This is a genomic window from Pseudomonas sp. GD03875 (genome assembly GCF_029840585.1).
Lineage (GTDB): Bacteria > Pseudomonadota > Gammaproteobacteria > Pseudomonadales > Pseudomonadaceae > Aquipseudomonas > Aquipseudomonas paralcaligenes.
The window spans coordinates 1-13,571 of the sequence record NZ_JAOCCV010000057.1 but is presented as its reverse complement, the minus strand read 5'-3'; the positions used below and the strand labels follow the sequence as shown (position 1 = coordinate 13,571).

Below are 13,571 nucleotides of genomic sequence, written 5' to 3'. Positions count from 1 at the left end.
TCCTTGCCCTTGCACTGCTGGCCGGTTGCGCCAGCGAGGCGCGGCTGCCTTCGACACACCACCAGCTCGGCATCCACCCGGCGCGCACCGCCAGTGCCGATGGCCTGCAGGCGATGACCGACCGCCATAGCGGCGTGCGCCTGTGGGTGGCGCCTCAGCCCGCGCTGACCGAGGCGGACGTGCAGACGGCGGAGCTGGCCGTCACCCCCGATGGCCAGCCAGCGGTGGTGCTGACCCTGACCGACGACGGCCGCGCCGTGCTGGCCGAACTGACCCGCAGCTATCTCGGCCGGCCCCTGGCGATCCTGGTGGATGGCGAAGTGCGCCTGGCGCCCATCGTCGACGAGCCGGTATCGGACGGCCGCGTCGCCCTGACCGGTTTCGATACGCTGGAAGAAGCGGAAGCGCTGGTGCGCGACTGGAGCCGCTAGCTGTCACCCCTCTCCCTTCGGGAGAGGGGCTGGGGGTGAGGGTCTACTAGGCTATGCAGCACCTCAGGAAGGGAATCCTGCCATGCCTCATCACAAGACACCGCTCCATCCCGTGCAACTGGAGTTCGCTCGCCAACTACGACGTGACGCCACCGACGCCGAGCATCTGCTCTGGCGCCACTTGCGTGGCCGCAAGTTGGCTGGCTGCAAGTTTCGTCGGCAACATCTGATAGAGCCTTACGTTCTGGACTTCTACTGCGAGGAGTTGAAGTTGGGCATCGAACTGGATGGCGGCCAGCACTATAACGACGCAGGGCAGGCGCATGATCGGCAGCGGACCACGTGCCTGCTTGGCAGCGGTGTACGCCTGTTGCGTTTCAGCAATCGGGAAGTGCTGCTGGAACTGCCTGCGGTGCTGGAGAGAATTTTCATGGAGGCCACGTCTCCCTCACCCCCAGCCCTCTCCCAGGGGGAGAGGGGAGCTAATGGTTGCAGCACTCGCGGCTATCCAGCGCCTCCAGCAGCCGGCAGTGCTCGGCGTGACCGCTGTGGCAGTCGGCCAGTTTGCTCAGTTCGGCGCGCATGTTCTGCAGGTCGCGGATGCGTGCCTCGATGGCGTCCAGATGCTCGCGTGCCATGCGGTCGGCGGCGTCGCAGGGGCTCTCGGGGTGGGCGGCGAGGTCCAGCAGGCTGCGGATTTCCTCCAGGCTGAAGCCCAGTTCGCGGCCGCGGCGGATGAAGCGCAGCCGCCTGACATCCACTTCCTGGTAGTGGCGATAGCCAGAGTCGCTGCGCTGGGGCGGCGGCAGCAGGCCGCTGCGCTCGTAGAAACGGATGGTCTCCAGGTTGACGCCGCTTTCGCGGGCCAGTACGCCGATGGTGATGGGCTTGCCCATGTTGACTCCGTAGTGGCTACAGGGTTTAGCTTAGTCTGCACCTCAATCAAGGAGATGCCAAATGGGTGCTCACTGCTGCAATCACGACTCGCCCGAGGCCGCGCTGCGCTCCAGGCGTTACCGGCGCATCCTGTGGATCGCACTGCTGGTCAACTTGGCCATGTTCGTGGTGGAGATCGGAGCGGGCGTCAAGGCCGGCTCGGTGTCGCTGCTGGCCGACTCGCTGGATTTCCTCGGCGACTCCGCCAACTACGGCATCAGCCTCTGGGTACTCGGCATGAGCCTGGCCATTCGTGCCCGCGCCGCCCAGTTCAAGGCGGTCACCATGCTGCTGTTCGGACTCGGCGTGCTCGGCACGGCGCTCTGGCACTGGTGGCAGGGCGAGGTGCCGAGCGCGCCGACCATGGGCGTGGTGGGCACCCTGGCGCTGCTGGCCAACCTGGGTGTTGCGGTCCTGCTGTACGCCTACCGCGAGGGCGACAGCAACATGCGCAGCGTCTGGCTCTGCACCCGCAACGATGCCCTGGGCAACCTGGCGGTGCTGGGAGCGGCCCTCGGTGTGTTCGGCACGGGCAGCGCCTGGCCGGACCTGATCGTCGCCAGCATCATGGCGCTGCTGGCCATCACTGCCGCCGTGCAGGTGCTGCGCCAGGCCGATGGCGAGCTGAAGGATGGGCACGGCCATGCGCACTGAGTGGGAGGTGGCACTGCGCCAGGCCTTCGCCGAGGCGGAAGCGGCGCTGGCGCGGAACGAGCCGGGCTTGGCCCTGGCCTGGCTGGAGCGGGCGCATATCCTCGGCCAGCGCCTGGCGTTGCCCCATGCCCGCTCCCACTGGCTGATGCTCAGGGCCGGCTGGCAGCTCGGCGACTGGCGCGAAGTGGCGGGGCAGGTGCCGCGCATCCTTGCCGCGCTGCTGTTCTCGCGGCTGTGGGTGCCGCTGGGCAACACCGGGCGGGCGCGGGTCAGCGCGTTCCGCCCGATGCCGATCGATGAGGACCTGAGACGCCTGCTGGGATGAGCGCATGGCTTATGCGGCCCGGTGCGCACGGCGCACCCTACGGATGAGCGCTCAGGTCAGGCCCATGCCCCACTTGATGGCGTAGGCGAGGATGCCCACCGCCACCACGCCGCCCAGCCAGAGCAGGACGAACCAGGCCAGGCGCTTGACCAGGGGCTGCTTGGTGGCGTTCATCAGTGGTAGCCCTCGCCGACCTTCACCTTGCCGCGGAACACGTAGTAGCTGTAGCCGGTGTAGAGGAGGATGACCGGCACCATGATGGCAACCCCGACCAGGGTGAACGCCTGGCTGCTTTCCGGCGCCGATGCCGCCCAGATGCTGATGTCCGGCGGGATGATGTTGGGCCACAGGCTGATCGCCAGCCCGGCGTAGGCCAGGGCGATCAGGGCCAGGGTCAGGACGAACGGCTGCCAGTCGATCTTCAGGTTCACGGCGCGGACGATGCCCAGGGTGGTCACCGCCACCAGGGTCGGCACCGGCATGAAGTAGAACAGGTTGGGCAGGGTGAACCAGCGCTTGGCAATCTCCGGGTGCGCCAGCGGCGTCCACAGGCTGACCGCGGCGATGAACAGCAGCAGCACGCAGGTCAGCGGCAGCATCAGCTTGTACATCTTGTGGCGCAGCTTGCCCTCGGTCTTGAGCAGCAGCCAGGCGCAGCCGAGCATGGCGTAGCCGGCCACCAGCCCGGCGCCGCAGAACAGCGGGAAGGGCGACAGCCAGTCGAACGGGCCGCCTGCGAAGCTGCGGCCTTCCACGCGGATGCCGTCGATGAACGCGCCCAGCACCACGCCCTGGGAGAAGGTGGCGAGCACCGAGCCCCAGATGAAGGCGGCGTCCCACAGGTGGCGGGTGCGCTTGGCCTTGAAGCGGAACTCGAAGGCCACGCCGCGGAAGATCAGCGCCACCAGCATCACCACCAGGGGGATGTACAGGGCCGTGAGCACCACCGAGTAGGCCAGCGGGAACGCGGCGAACAGGCCGGCGCCGCCGAGCACCAGCCAGGTCTCGTTGCCGTCCCAGATCGGCGCCACGGTGTTCATCATGGCGTCGCGCTCGTCCTTGTCGCGGAAGAACGGGTAGAGGATGCCGATGCCCAGGTCGAAGCCGTCCATCACCACGTACATGAAGATACCGAAGGCAATCACCCCGGCCCAGATCAGCGGCAGATCGATGCTCATTGGCGGTTCTCCTGGTCGGCTTCGTCCTCGACGCCATCCGCGGCGGCGGACAGCGGCCGCGCCGGTGTGCGGCTGTGGCCGGGGCCACCCTCTTCCGCGATCTGGGCGGTGAGCAGGCCCAGCACCGGGCCCTTGCGCATCATCCGCAGCAGGTAGGTGATGCCGACACCGAAGACCATGAAATAGACCACCACGAAGATCGTCAGCGAGACGCCCATCTGGGTGGCGCTGTGGTTGGACACGGCGTCGCTGGTGCGCAGCAGGCCATAGATCACCCAGGGCTGACGGCCGACCTCGGTGGTCACCCAGCCGGCGAGCAGGGCGACGATCCCGCTCGGCCCCATCAGCAGCATCAGGCGGTGGAAGCCGCGCGACTCGTAGACCTTGTCGCCGCGTCTCAGCCACAGCCCGACGACCCCGCAGAGGATCATCAGCAGGCCCAGGCCGACCATCACCCGGAAGCTCCAGAACACGATCAGCGAGTTGGGCCGGTCTTCCGGCGCCCATTCCTTGAGGCCCTTGATCTCCGCGTCGAGGTCGTGGGCGAGGATCAGGCTGGCTAGGCGCGGGATGCCCACGGCGTAGTGGGTGGTCTCGGCGGCCATGTCGGGGATGCCGAACAGCAGCAGCGACACGCCGCGCTCGGTCTCCCAGTGTCCCTCGATGGCGGCGATCTTCGCCGGCTGGTGCTTGAGGGTGTTGAGGCCGTGGAAGTCGCCGATCACCGCCTGGATCGGCGCGACGATCAGCGCCATCCACAACGCCATGGAGAACATCATGCGGGTGGCCGGGTCGCGCTTGCCCTTGAGCAGGTGCCAGGCAGCGGTGCCGCCGACCACGAAGGCGGTGCTGATGAAGGCAGCCACGGCCATGTGCGCCAGGCGATAGGGGAAGGACGGGTTGAACACGATCTCCCACCAGGACGCGGGGGTGAAGATGCCGTCCACCAGGGTGAAGCCCTGCGGGGTGTGCATCCAGCTGTTCGAGGAGAGAATCCAGAAGGTCGAGATCAGGGTACCGATGGCCACCATCAGGGTGGCGAAGAAGTGCAGGCCGCGGCCGACCTTGTTCAGGCCGAACAGCATGATCCCGAGGAAGCCCGCCTCGAGGAAGAAGGCGGTGAGCACCTCATAGGTCAGCAGCGGCCCCATGATGCTGCCCGCCGCCGCCGACAGCTCGCTCCAGTTGGTGCCGAACTGGTAGCTCATCACCACGCCGGAGACCACGCCCATGCCGAAGGTGACGGCGAAGATCTGCAGCCAGAAGCGGTAGAGATCGTAGTAGACCTCCTTGTCGGTCTTCAGCCACAACCCTTCGAGCACCGCCAGGTAGCTGGCCAGGCCGATACTGATGGCGGGGAAGATGATGTGGAAGGAAACGGTGAAGGCGAACTGGATTCGGGCCAGTTCCAGTGCATCCAGGCCAAACATGAAAGGCCACTCCTGCAATTGATCTGGATCAATAATCCGTCAACCCGGACTTTGGTCGCAGTTGGCGGATTGTCGCATCGGGCAATTGGTCGCAGTGACTCGGAGCGCGGATGGTGCTGGGTGGTTCACCTTTTATCCGGGGGCGGGCGGGACCGTCGGCGCTGCGTCCCCCGGCGTCTCCAGAAGCTTAGCGGGTCGCTTTCAACACGACGAACTTGGGATTGGCCGCCACCTGCTCCACGCCCCGGAACAGGCGCTTGAGCTTGGCGTGGTAGCCCAGGTGGCGGTTGCCCACGATCCACAGCTCGCCGCCGGTGACCAGCGCCGCGCGGGCCTGCTGGAACATGCGCCAGGCGAGGAAGTCGCCGACCACCTGCTGCTGGTGGAAGGGCGGATTGCACAGCACCAGGTCCAGTGACTCGCCGGGCTGGTCGGCCAGGCCGTCCGCGGCGCGGAAGGTGGCCGGGCGCTCGCCCAGGGCCGCGCGCCAGTTCTCCTCGGCGGACTGCACGGCCATGTAGGACTCGTCCACCAGGGTCAGCTCTGCCTCGGGGTTGGCCAGGGCGTAGGCGATGCCCAGCACGCCGTTGCCGCAGCCGAGGTCGGCCACCCGCTGGGGCGTTAGGCGTTTCGGCAGATGGGGAAGGAAGGCGCGGGTGCCGATATCCAGGCCTTCGCGGCAGAACACGTTGGCGTGATTGACCAGCTCCAGGGCCGGGGTGTCCAGGCGGTAGCGGGTCGGGTAGGGCGAGGTCGGCGCCGGCCTGGCCTCGGCCGTGGCCGTCAGCAGGCGGGCCTTCTTCACCGCCAGCGAGGCCTGCAGCGGGCCGATGTAGCGCTCCATCAGCTCGCCGGCGGCGCGCGGTAGGTGCTTGATCATGGCGCCGGCGATCACCCTGGCGCCGGGGGCCAGCCGGCCGTGCAGGCGGATCAGTTGTTCTTCGAGCAGGGCCAGGGTCTTGGGCACCCGCAGCAGGACCAGGTCGAACGGGCCTTCCGCCGTCGCGCTGGCCGGCACGAAGCGCACGCTGTCGGCGGCCAGGCCGTTGCGCTGGAGGTTCTTGCGCAGGGCGAGGAAGCCGAGGTGCGAGTCGCCGCTGCTGGTCACCCGGCAATGGGCCGCCAGTGAGCAGGCGAGGGCGCCGAAGCCGTCGTTGAGCAGCAGCACCCGGCTGTCCGGCGGCAGGCCGAGTTCGTGCACGTGGGCGAGCAGGTACTCGTCGGCGGCATCGAAGGCCTGCAGCGGCTCGTTGGCCATTTCGGGCTGGCGGATCAGGTCGAGCTGGGCGAAGGGCGTGGCGAGAGTCGGCATGGGGCTGGGTCGGCGAAGGAAGCGGGCACATTGTCCCGGATGGACAAGGAAATGTCTCGAAGTGAGAAACAGACGGCTTGTGACCCGGTGGTGCGATCCGGAGAATACGCAGTCACTTGCCGCCGTCGAAATTCCGCACCGGGCGGCATGCCCCAACAACAAATCGGATGGCCGCGCGACCTGATGCGCAGGCACTGTCCGAACCCCGGGCCGACGGCCCGACTCCCCAGAAACCAGCCACTCGCCCCGCGACCTCGCGGGGCGCAGCTATTGCATTGCCTCAAGGAAGTCCATGAAGTACCTGTTCACGCTTTGCCTGTCGTTCGTCCTGCTGCTGTCCGCCCCGGCCCATGCCGAACCCATCCTGATCAAGTTCTCCCACGTGGTCGCCGAAGACACGCCCAAGGGCCGTGGCGCCCTGCTGTTCCAGCGCCTGGTGGCCGAGCGCCTGGGCGGCGCGGTGAAGGTCGAGGTCTACCCCGACTCCAGCCTGTTCGGCGACGCCGACGAGATGGCCGCGCTGCAGCGCGGCGAGGTGCAGATGCTGGCGCCCTCGGTATCCAAGTTCGAGGCCTACACCAAGCAGCTGCAGGTGTTCGACCTGCCGTTCCTGTTCGACGACCTGGAGGCGGTCAAGCGCTTCCAGCGCCGCGAGAAGAGCCGCCAGCTTCTGCGTTCCATGGCCGGGCAGAACATCTACGGCCTGGCCTTCTGGAACAACGGCATGAAGCAGCTCTCGGCCAACCGCGAGCTGCGCACGCCGGCCGACGCCAAGGGCCTGGCGTTCCGCATCCAGCCGTCCAGCGTGCTGGAGAGCCAGTTCGCCGCGCTCGGTGCCGAGGCCAAGCGCATCCCCTTCGGCGAGTCGCTCAAGGCGCTGCAGAGCGGCGTGGTGCAGGGCACCGAGAACGTCTGGTCGAACATGACCGCGGCGGGCTTCGACCAGGCCCAGCCGTTCGTCACCGAGACCGGCCACGGCTCGCTCAACTACATGCTGATCAGCAGTTCCTCGTTCTGGCAGAGCATTCCGTACGCCACCCGCACCGAGCTGGAGTCGATCGTCGAGGAGGTCACCCTGCAGGTGAACAAGGACGCCGAGCAGCTGAACCACAAGGGCCGCGAGCAGCTGGCCGCCGCCGGCCGCACCCGCCTGGTCGCCCTGAGCCAGGAAGAGCGCAACGCCTGGCGCGCCGCCATGCAGCCGCTGTGGCAGCAGTACGAGGCCGAGATCGGCGCCGACGTGCTGCGCGCCGCGCAGGCGGTCAATCGGCGCTAATCCCTGTGAACTGGTGGTGTTTGTCCGGCCGCCTTTGCGCCAGACTGCGCGGGTACCAGTACAGGGGGAAGCCATGACCGCCAGCGAAGAGAAGTTCACCCGCCAGACCCTCACCGAGGTGCGGGTCTGGTGGCCCAGCCTGTTCAGCCTGCGTTGCACCCGCGACCCCGGCTTCCGCTTCCGCGCCGGCCAGTTCGTCCGCCTGGGTGTGCGCAAGCCCAGCGGCTGCATCGTCTGGCGCGCCTACTCGCTGGTCTCGGCGCCCCATGACGACTACCTGGAGTTCTTTTCCATCGTGGTCCCGGGCGGCGAGTTCACCAGCGAACTGAATCGCCTGCAGGCGGGCGACGAACTGCTGGTGGAGAAGCAGGTCACCGGCTTCCTCACCCTCGACCGCTTCCCCGACGGCCGCGACCTGTGGCTGATCGGCACGGGCACCGGGTTGGCGCCGTTCCTCTCGATCCTGCAGGACCTGGAAGTCTGGCAGCGCTTCGAGCGCATCGTGCTGGTGTACAGCGCCCGCGACCGCGGCGAGCTGGCCTACCAGGAGCTGATCGCCGAGCTGCCGCGGCGCGAATGGCTGGAAGGGGCGGGGCACAAGCTGCAGTACATTCCGGTGGTGACCCGCGAGCAGGTGCCGGGCGCGCTCGGTGCGCGGGTCACCACGCTGATCGAGAACGGCGAGCTGGAGCGCGCCGCCGGCCTGGCGCTGGAGCCCGAGCACTCGCGCATCATGCTCTGCGGCAACCCGCAGATGATCGAGGACACCCGTGCCGTGCTCAAGGCGCGCGGCCTGAACCTGGCGCTGACCCGCCGGCCCGGCCAGGTGGCGGTGGAGAACTACTGGTAAGGATTGGTTACGCTTTGCCGCTTAGGGATCGCCGCGTCCGCCGCTAGGATGGGCGTCCCTTTCCGTTGCAATGGACCCCATGGACAGCGATTGTTGCCAGCCACCCCCGCGTGGCCTTCCTTCCTCAGACGCCCTCGCGCGTCCCTTCTCTACCCTGTCTGATCGATACGCCCAGCGCCGCAGCTCCTGCGCCCGCGCCGCGTCGACGCCTGCCCGCGGGAGACTCGCATGATCTTCGAATGGATGGCCGACCCCACCGCGTGGCTCGGCCTGCTGACCCTGATCGTCCTGGAAATCGTCCTCGGCATCGACAACCTGGTGTTCATCGCCATCCTCGCCGACAAGCTGCCGCCGCACCTGCGCGACCGTGCGCGGATCATCGGCCTGAGCCTGGCGCTGCTGATGCGCCTGGGCCTGCTGGCGAGCATCTCCTGGCTGGTGACCCTGACCGAGCCGCTGATCGAGGTGTTCGGCAAGAGCTTCTCCGGGCGCGACCTGATCATGCTGTTCGGCGGTGTGTTCCTGCTGTTCAAGGCCACCATGGAGCTGCACGAGCGCCTCGAGGGGCGTGCCCATCAGCCGACCGGCAACCGCGTGTACGCCGCCTTCTGGCCGGTGGTGGCGCAGATCGTCGTGCTCGACGCGGTGTTCTCCCTGGACGCGGTGATCACCGCCGTCGGCATGGTCGAGCACCTGGAAGTGATGATGATCGCCGTGATCGTCTCCATCGGCCTGATGATCGTCGCCAGCAAGCCGCTGACCGCCTTCGTCAACGCCCACCCGACGGTGATCATGCTGTGCCTGGGCTTCCTGATGATGATCGGCTTCAGCCTTACCGCCGAGGGCCTGGGCTTCCACATTCCGAAAGGCTACCTGTACGCGGCCATCGGCTTCTCCATCCTCATCGAGGTGGCCAACCAGCTGGTGCGCCACAAGCGCAAGCGGCAGATGCAGAACGGCCGCGGCATGCGCGAGCGCACCGCCCACGCCGTGCTGCGCCTGCTCGGCGGCAAGATCGAGGCCGACGAGGTGGGCGAGGAGATCGCCGACATGCTCGAGGGCGGCGCCGGCGAGGCCGCGCTGTTCGACCGCCGCGAGCGGGTGATGATCCGCGGCGTGCTGGGCCTGGCCGAGCAGTCCATCCGCAGCGTGATGACCGAGCGCACCCGGGTCGACCACATCGACCTGGGCCACGACCCCGAGCAGGTGCGCCAGGTGCTGCTGGAGTCGCCCTATTCGCGCCTGGCGGTGGTGCGCGGCGGGCAGATCGACGAGCCGCTGGGCTTCGTGCACAAGAAGGAACTGCTGCGCGAGTTGCTGCGCGGCGACCAGCCGGACATCGAGAGCCTGCTGCGCCAGCCGCTCAACCTGCCGGACAGCTGCACCGTGCTCGGTGCCCTGGAGCAGATGCGCCAGGCCTCGACCCACGTCGCCTTCGTGGTCAACGAGTTCGGCGGCTTCGAGGGCATGCTGACCCTGACCGACATCCTCGAGGCCATCGCCGGCGAACTGCCGGACGCCAGCGAGGTGGACGGGCCGGACATCGAGCGGCTGGACGAGGGCTTCCGCGTCAGCGGCGCGCTCAACCTGGCCCTGCTGCGCGAGCGCATCGGTCTGCAGGCCAGGGCCACCGAGGACTACCAGACCCTGGCCGGGCTGGTGATGAGCCTGCTCGACCGCCTGCCGGCGGTGGGCGACGAGGTGGAGTTCGCCGGCTGGCGCATGCGCGTGGAAGAGGTGCGCGAGCGACGGGTCAACCGCCTGCTGCTGACGCCTTCGGCGTAATGAAGAACGGCGCCCTCGGGCGCCGTTTTTTCAGGGCTTCTGCTGAGTCTTCAGCAGGTCGCGGATTTCCGTCAGCAGCACTTCCTCGGGACTCGGCGCCGGCGGCACCGAAGGCTCCTCGGCCTCTTCGCGCTTGAGCTTGTTGATCACCTTGATGCCCATGAAGATGGCGAAGGCGACGATGATGAAGTCGAGGATGGTCTGGATGAACTTGCCGTAGCTGAGCACCACGGCCGGCAGGTCGCCTTCGGCGGCCTTGAGGGTGACGGCCAGGTCGCTGAAGTCGACGCCGCCGATCAGCAGGCCGATCGGCGGCATGATCACGTCACCGACGAAGGAGCTGACGATCTTGCCGAAGGCCGCGCCGATGATGATACCGACGGCCATGTCGACCACGTTGCCCTTGACCGCGAAGGCCTTGAATTCTTGCAATAAGCTCATGTTTCACTCCCTGGGTTTCTGATTCTGGCTGCAGTTTAAACCAGCTCTCGGGCCGGGCGGGATGGTGGCTGGGCTCAGGCGCCGTTGGCCTTGCGCAGCCGCTCGGCGATCTGGTCCTTGAGCTGGACCCGTTCGCTCTTCAGGGCCTGCAGCGCCAGGTCGTCCAGCGCCTCGCGGCCGTCCTCCACCTCGTAGATACGCTTGTCGAGACTCTCGTAGTGCTGCGCCAGCTGGGCGAAGTGCGCGTCCTCCGCGTGCAGGGCCTGCAGTTGCTGGCGGTATTCGGGGAATTCGCGGGTCAGCGGATGATGTTCGAGTGGCATGGCGATGATGACTCCTCATGGTGCGTTCGCGTTCAGCCTAGCTCAGGGGGAGGCGCCGGGACGGCGGTTTGATCCCGGTCAATGGCCTCCTTCCCGGGGGCGGGTAGGGTTGGACATCTTTTTCCGGAGCTTACGCCATGCATGTCGAACATCATCCGCTGGTCCAGGATTTCCCCGAGCTGCGCGGCGAGCTGCAGCGCCTGCGCCAGGAGGACCAGCACTTCGCCCGCCAGGCCGAGGAATACGAGGCGCTGGACAAGCGCATCTGCCGGGTCGAGGACGGCATCGAACTGCTGGACGAGACCGCCCTCGGCCGCCTCAAGCAGGAGCGCGTGGCCCTCAAGGACGACCTGGCGCGCCAGCTCAAGCGCGCCTCCGGGCAGTGCTGTGGCTGCGGCAACGGCTGCGCCGGCTAGTGCAACGGCGGGTTGATCAGGTAGCTGAGTAGCTCCGGGTCGTCGTCAGGCCAGACCTGCCGCGAGCCCAGCGGCAGCTCGGCCTGCATGCTGCGCCAGAACGCCATGGCTGGCTCGTCCTGGGGGTAGAGGCGCACCAGCCAGGTGCCGCCGCGGTTCAGCACCTGCTGGGCCAGCAGCCGGCCGATGCCCTGGCGCCGGTATTTCCTGAGGATGAACAGGTCGGCAAACTCCAGCGCGTCGATGCCTGCCAGTTCGCTGCGCTCGATCAGCAGGAAGCCGGCGATGAAGCCGTCCGCCAGGATCAGTTCGGCGCTCCACTCCGGCTCCTGCCAGTAGCGCACCAGATGTGGCTCGTGCAGGTAGAAACGGCCGTCCGGTTCCACCTCTTCCTCCTCCCAGTCCGACGACTCGTAGGCGTAGTACTGGTAGAGGTTGGCGATCAGCGGCAGCTGCTCGACGGTGGTGCGGACAAGTTCGATCTGCATCGCGGGGCGACTCGTGGGTGGCGGGAACGTTATTATCGCCGCTTTTCCAGCGGTGGAGATTCCCATGGCCAAGGCCAAGCGCATGTACGGCTGCACCGAGTGCGGTGCCACCTTTCCCAAGTGGGCCGGGCAGTGCGGCGAGTGCGGGGCCTGGAACACCCTGACCGAGACAGTGATCGAGAGCGGCGGCGCGGCTGCGCCGTCCGGGCGTGGCGGCTGGGCCGGGCAGCAGGCGCAGATCAAGACCCTGGCCGAGGTCAGCGTCGAGGAGGTGCCGCGCTTCTCCACCGCTTCCGGCGAGCTGGACCGGGTGCTCGGTGGCGGCCTGGTGGACGGCTCGGTGGTGCTGATCGGCGGTGACCCCGGCATCGGCAAGTCGACCATCCTGCTGCAGACCCTGTGCAACATCGCCCAGCGCCTGCCGGCCCTGTATGTCACCGGCGAGGAGTCCCAGCAGCAGGTGGCCATGCGCGCCCGGCGCCTGGAGCTGCCCCAGGACCGGCTCAAGGTCATGACCGAGACCTGCATCGAGTCGATCATCGACGTGGCGCGCCGCGAGCAGCCCAAGGTGATGGTGATCGACTCGATCCAGACCATCTTCACCGAGCAGCTGCAGTCGGCCCCCGGCGGCGTCGCCCAGGTGCGCGAGAGCGCGGCGCTGCTGGTGCGCTACGCCAAGCAGAGCGGCACGGCGATCTTCCTGGTCGGCCACGTGACCAAGGAGGGCGCGCTGGCCGGACCGCGTGTGCTGGAGCACATGGTGGACACGGTGCTGTACTTCGAAGGCGAATCCGACGGCCGCCTGCGCCTGCTGCGGGCGGTGAAGAACCGCTTCGGCGCGGTCAACGAACTGGGCGTGTTCGGCATGACCGACAAGGGCCTCAAGGAAGTGACCAACCCCTCGGCGATCTTCCTCACCCGCGCCCAGGAGTCGGTGCCGGGCAGCGTGGTGATGGCGACCTGGGAAGGCACCCGGCCGATGCTGGTGGAGGTTCAGGCGCTGGTCGACACCAGCCATATGGCCAATCCCAAGCGCGTGACCCTGGGCCTGGACCAGAACCGCCTGGCCATGCTGCTGGCCGTGCTGCACCGTCACGGCGGCATCCCCACCTACGACCAGGACGTGTTCCTCAACGTGGTGGGTGGGGTGAAGGTGCTGGAGACGGCTTCCGACCTGGCGCTGATGGCGGCGGTGATCTCCAGCCTGCGCAACCGCCCGCTACCGCACGACCTGCTGGTATTCGGCGAGATCGGCCTGTCCGGCGAGATACGCCCGGTGCCGAGCGGCCAGGAGCGTCTCAAGGAGGCGGCCAAGCATGGCTTCAAGCGTGCCATCGTGCCCAAGGGCAACGCGCCCAAGGAGGCCCCGGGCGGCCTGCAGGTGATCGCGGTGATGCGCCTGGAGCAGGCGCTCGACGCCCTGTTCGAGTGACCGCCTGCGGCGCTCTGCCGCTGGGTGGGCGCCGCGGCAGTTGTCGCAGATCAAGTTCTGCCCGCCGGCTGAGGAGGAGCATGGTGCCATGTCCATATAGAGGAGATGGGTCCATGTTCCTGTTCTTCGACTTCTTCGCCAGAACCCTCAACTACGAACCGGGCCGCCCCCGCGACAGTGCCGAGGAGCGCCGCGAGGCGAGCATCGGCACCCGCCGTGTGCAGGCGCGCCGCGAACGGCAGCAGGCTGGCAAGAAAGGCGCGTAACCCGGCGACGGGGGCTGTCGCACCGCTT

Annotated in this window: 17 protein-coding genes and 1 pseudogene; 10 read left to right on the top strand and 8 right to left on the bottom strand. The window is 67.7% G+C overall.

Annotated elements, in window-relative coordinates:
- Window positions 1–431 (top strand): hypothetical protein (locus N5D30_RS25580; RefSeq protein WP_279911251.1); only part of this gene is annotated, 431 nt, incomplete at its 5' end.
- Between the two features lie 82 nt (window positions 432–513).
- Window positions 514–804 (top strand): annotated as a pseudogene (locus tag N5D30_RS25575) (DUF559 domain-containing protein); the annotation flags it as partial.
- A 109-nt stretch (window positions 805–913) separates the two neighbouring features.
- Here the strand turns inward: N5D30_RS25575 and N5D30_RS25570 are convergent.
- Entirely contained in the window at window positions 914–1,327 is a 414-nt protein-coding gene (locus N5D30_RS25570; protein ID WP_279911249.1) for a MerR family DNA-binding protein, read from the bottom strand.
- Window positions 1,328–1,388: 61 nt separating this feature from the next.
- On the opposite strand from N5D30_RS25570, the gene N5D30_RS25565 reads away from it, so the two are divergent.
- Entirely contained in the window at window positions 1,389–2,021 is a 633-nt protein-coding gene (locus N5D30_RS25565) for a cation diffusion facilitator family transporter (RefSeq protein WP_220814593.1), read from the top strand.
- Window positions 2,011–2,346 (top strand): DUF3703 domain-containing protein, encoded by a 336-nt coding sequence (locus N5D30_RS25560; protein WP_279911248.1) that lies wholly within the window; start codon window positions 2,011–2,013, stop codon window positions 2,344–2,346. Before N5D30_RS25565 ends, N5D30_RS25560 begins: the two co-directional genes overlap by 11 nt.
- Before the next feature lie 51 nt (window positions 2,347–2,397).
- Here the strand turns inward: N5D30_RS25560 and N5D30_RS25555 are convergent, their stop codons facing one another.
- The 4 genes from N5D30_RS25555 to N5D30_RS25540 form a co-directional block, all read right to left on the bottom strand.
- Window positions 2,398–2,520: a DUF2474 domain-containing protein gene (locus N5D30_RS25555; protein WP_279911247.1), complete on the bottom strand. Its 123-nt coding sequence runs from the start codon at window positions 2,518–2,520 to the stop codon at window positions 2,398–2,400.
- The gene (cydB, locus tag N5D30_RS25550; protein WP_220814590.1) at window positions 2,520–3,524 is read right to left on the bottom strand and encodes a cytochrome d ubiquinol oxidase subunit II; all 1,005 of its coding nucleotides are present in this window, start codon (window positions 3,522–3,524) and stop codon (window positions 2,520–2,522) included. The genes N5D30_RS25555 and cydB overlap by 1 nt, the downstream gene beginning before the upstream one ends.
- Window positions 3,521–4,954, bottom strand: a complete 1,434-nt coding sequence (locus N5D30_RS25545) for a cytochrome ubiquinol oxidase subunit I (RefSeq protein ID WP_279911246.1) — start codon at window positions 4,952–4,954, stop codon at window positions 3,521–3,523. The genes cydB and N5D30_RS25545 overlap by 4 nt, the downstream gene beginning before the upstream one ends.
- Before the next feature lie 187 nt (window positions 4,955–5,141).
- Entirely contained in the window at window positions 5,142–6,266 is a 1,125-nt protein-coding gene (locus tag N5D30_RS25540) for a class I SAM-dependent methyltransferase (protein WP_279911245.1), read from the bottom strand.
- Between the two features lie 292 nt (window positions 6,267–6,558).
- Here N5D30_RS25540 and N5D30_RS25535 point away from each other — a divergent pair, with 292 nt between their 5' ends.
- The 3 genes from N5D30_RS25535 to N5D30_RS25525 all read left to right on the top strand — a co-directional run bounded on the left by N5D30_RS25535 (window position 6,559) and on the right by N5D30_RS25525 (window position 10,177).
- Entirely contained in the window at window positions 6,559–7,542 is a 984-nt protein-coding gene (locus N5D30_RS25535) for a DctP family TRAP transporter solute-binding subunit (RefSeq protein ID WP_279911244.1), read from the top strand.
- A 73-nt stretch (window positions 7,543–7,615) separates the two neighbouring features.
- Entirely contained in the window at window positions 7,616–8,392 is a 777-nt protein-coding gene (locus N5D30_RS25530) for a ferredoxin--NADP reductase (RefSeq protein WP_279911243.1), read from the top strand.
- A 228-nt stretch (window positions 8,393–8,620) separates the two neighbouring features.
- Window positions 8,621–10,177 (top strand): TerC family protein, encoded by a 1,557-nt coding sequence (locus N5D30_RS25525; RefSeq protein ID WP_279911242.1) that lies wholly within the window; start codon window positions 8,621–8,623, stop codon window positions 10,175–10,177.
- Between the two features lie 30 nt (window positions 10,178–10,207).
- Here the strand turns inward: N5D30_RS25525 and mscL are convergent, their stop codons facing one another.
- Together mscL and N5D30_RS25515 are read right to left on the bottom strand one after the other, a co-directional pair.
- A complete protein-coding gene (mscL, locus tag N5D30_RS25520; RefSeq protein ID WP_220814584.1) occupies window positions 10,208–10,618 on the bottom strand; it encodes a large-conductance mechanosensitive channel protein MscL in 411 nt (136 codons plus the stop codon).
- Window positions 10,619–10,692: 74 nt separating this feature from the next.
- Complete coding sequence (locus N5D30_RS25515) at window positions 10,693–10,941, bottom strand: YdcH family protein (protein WP_220814583.1); 249 nt, start codon at window positions 10,939–10,941, stop codon at window positions 10,693–10,695.
- Between the two features lie 137 nt (window positions 10,942–11,078).
- Here N5D30_RS25515 and N5D30_RS25510 point away from each other — a divergent pair, with 137 nt between their 5' ends.
- Complete coding sequence (locus tag N5D30_RS25510) at window positions 11,079–11,357, top strand: DUF465 domain-containing protein (protein ID WP_279911241.1); 279 nt, start codon at window positions 11,079–11,081, stop codon at window positions 11,355–11,357.
- Here N5D30_RS25510 and N5D30_RS25505 read toward each other — a convergent pair.
- Window positions 11,354–11,845 carry a GNAT family N-acetyltransferase gene (locus tag N5D30_RS25505; protein WP_279911240.1) on the bottom strand — a complete coding sequence of 164 codons (492 nt, stop codon included), beginning with the start codon at window positions 11,843–11,845 and terminating at the stop codon, window positions 11,354–11,356. The two genes, N5D30_RS25510 and N5D30_RS25505, sit on opposite strands and share 4 nt — an antisense overlap.
- Before the next feature lie 64 nt (window positions 11,846–11,909).
- Here N5D30_RS25505 and radA point away from each other — a divergent pair, with 64 nt between their 5' ends.
- Together radA and N5D30_RS25495 are read left to right on the top strand one after the other, a co-directional pair.
- On the top strand, window positions 11,910–13,277 hold the full coding sequence (gene radA, locus N5D30_RS25500) for a DNA repair protein RadA (protein WP_279911238.1): 1,368 nt from the start codon (window positions 11,910–11,912) through the stop codon (window positions 13,275–13,277).
- A 113-nt stretch (window positions 13,278–13,390) separates the two neighbouring features.
- Entirely contained in the window at window positions 13,391–13,543 is a 153-nt protein-coding gene (locus N5D30_RS25495; protein WP_279911237.1) for a hypothetical protein, read from the top strand.
- Window positions 13,544–13,571 lie beyond the last annotated feature (28 nt).

Coding starts and splice junctions, on each gene's coding strand:
- N5D30_RS25570 (WP_279911249.1), bottom strand. CDS start 1,327: ATGGGCAAGCCCATCACCATCGGCGTACTGGCCCGCGAAAGCGGCGTC.
- N5D30_RS25565 (WP_220814593.1), top strand. CDS start 1,389: ATGGGTGCTCACTGCTGCAATCACGACTCGCCCGAGGCCGCGCTGCGC.
- N5D30_RS25560 (WP_279911248.1), top strand. CDS start 2,011: ATGCGCACTGAGTGGGAGGTGGCACTGCGCCAGGCCTTCGCCGAGGCG.
- N5D30_RS25555 (WP_279911247.1), bottom strand. CDS start 2,520: ATGAACGCCACCAAGCAGCCCCTGGTCAAGCGCCTGGCCTGGTTCGTC.
- cydB (WP_220814590.1), bottom strand. CDS start 3,524: ATGAGCATCGATCTGCCGCTGATCTGGGCCGGGGTGATTGCCTTCGGT.
- N5D30_RS25545 (WP_279911246.1), bottom strand. CDS start 4,954: ATGTTTGGCCTGGATGCACTGGAACTGGCCCGAATCCAGTTCGCCTTC.
- N5D30_RS25540 (WP_279911245.1), bottom strand. CDS start 6,266: ATGCCGACTCTCGCCACGCCCTTCGCCCAGCTCGACCTGATCCGCCAG.
- N5D30_RS25535 (WP_279911244.1), top strand. CDS start 6,559: ATGAAGTACCTGTTCACGCTTTGCCTGTCGTTCGTCCTGCTGCTGTCC.
- N5D30_RS25530 (WP_279911243.1), top strand. CDS start 7,616: ATGACCGCCAGCGAAGAGAAGTTCACCCGCCAGACCCTCACCGAGGTG.
- N5D30_RS25525 (WP_279911242.1), top strand. CDS start 8,621: ATGATCTTCGAATGGATGGCCGACCCCACCGCGTGGCTCGGCCTGCTG.
- mscL (WP_220814584.1), bottom strand. CDS start 10,618: ATGAGCTTATTGCAAGAATTCAAGGCCTTCGCGGTCAAGGGCAACGTG.
- N5D30_RS25515 (WP_220814583.1), bottom strand. CDS start 10,941: ATGCCACTCGAACATCATCCGCTGACCCGCGAATTCCCCGAATACCGC.
- N5D30_RS25510 (WP_279911241.1), top strand. CDS start 11,079: ATGCATGTCGAACATCATCCGCTGGTCCAGGATTTCCCCGAGCTGCGC.
- N5D30_RS25505 (WP_279911240.1), bottom strand. CDS start 11,845: ATGCAGATCGAACTTGTCCGCACCACCGTCGAGCAGCTGCCGCTGATC.
- radA (WP_279911238.1), top strand. CDS start 11,910: ATGGCCAAGGCCAAGCGCATGTACGGCTGCACCGAGTGCGGTGCCACC.
- N5D30_RS25495 (WP_279911237.1), top strand. CDS start 13,391: ATGTTCCTGTTCTTCGACTTCTTCGCCAGAACCCTCAACTACGAACCG.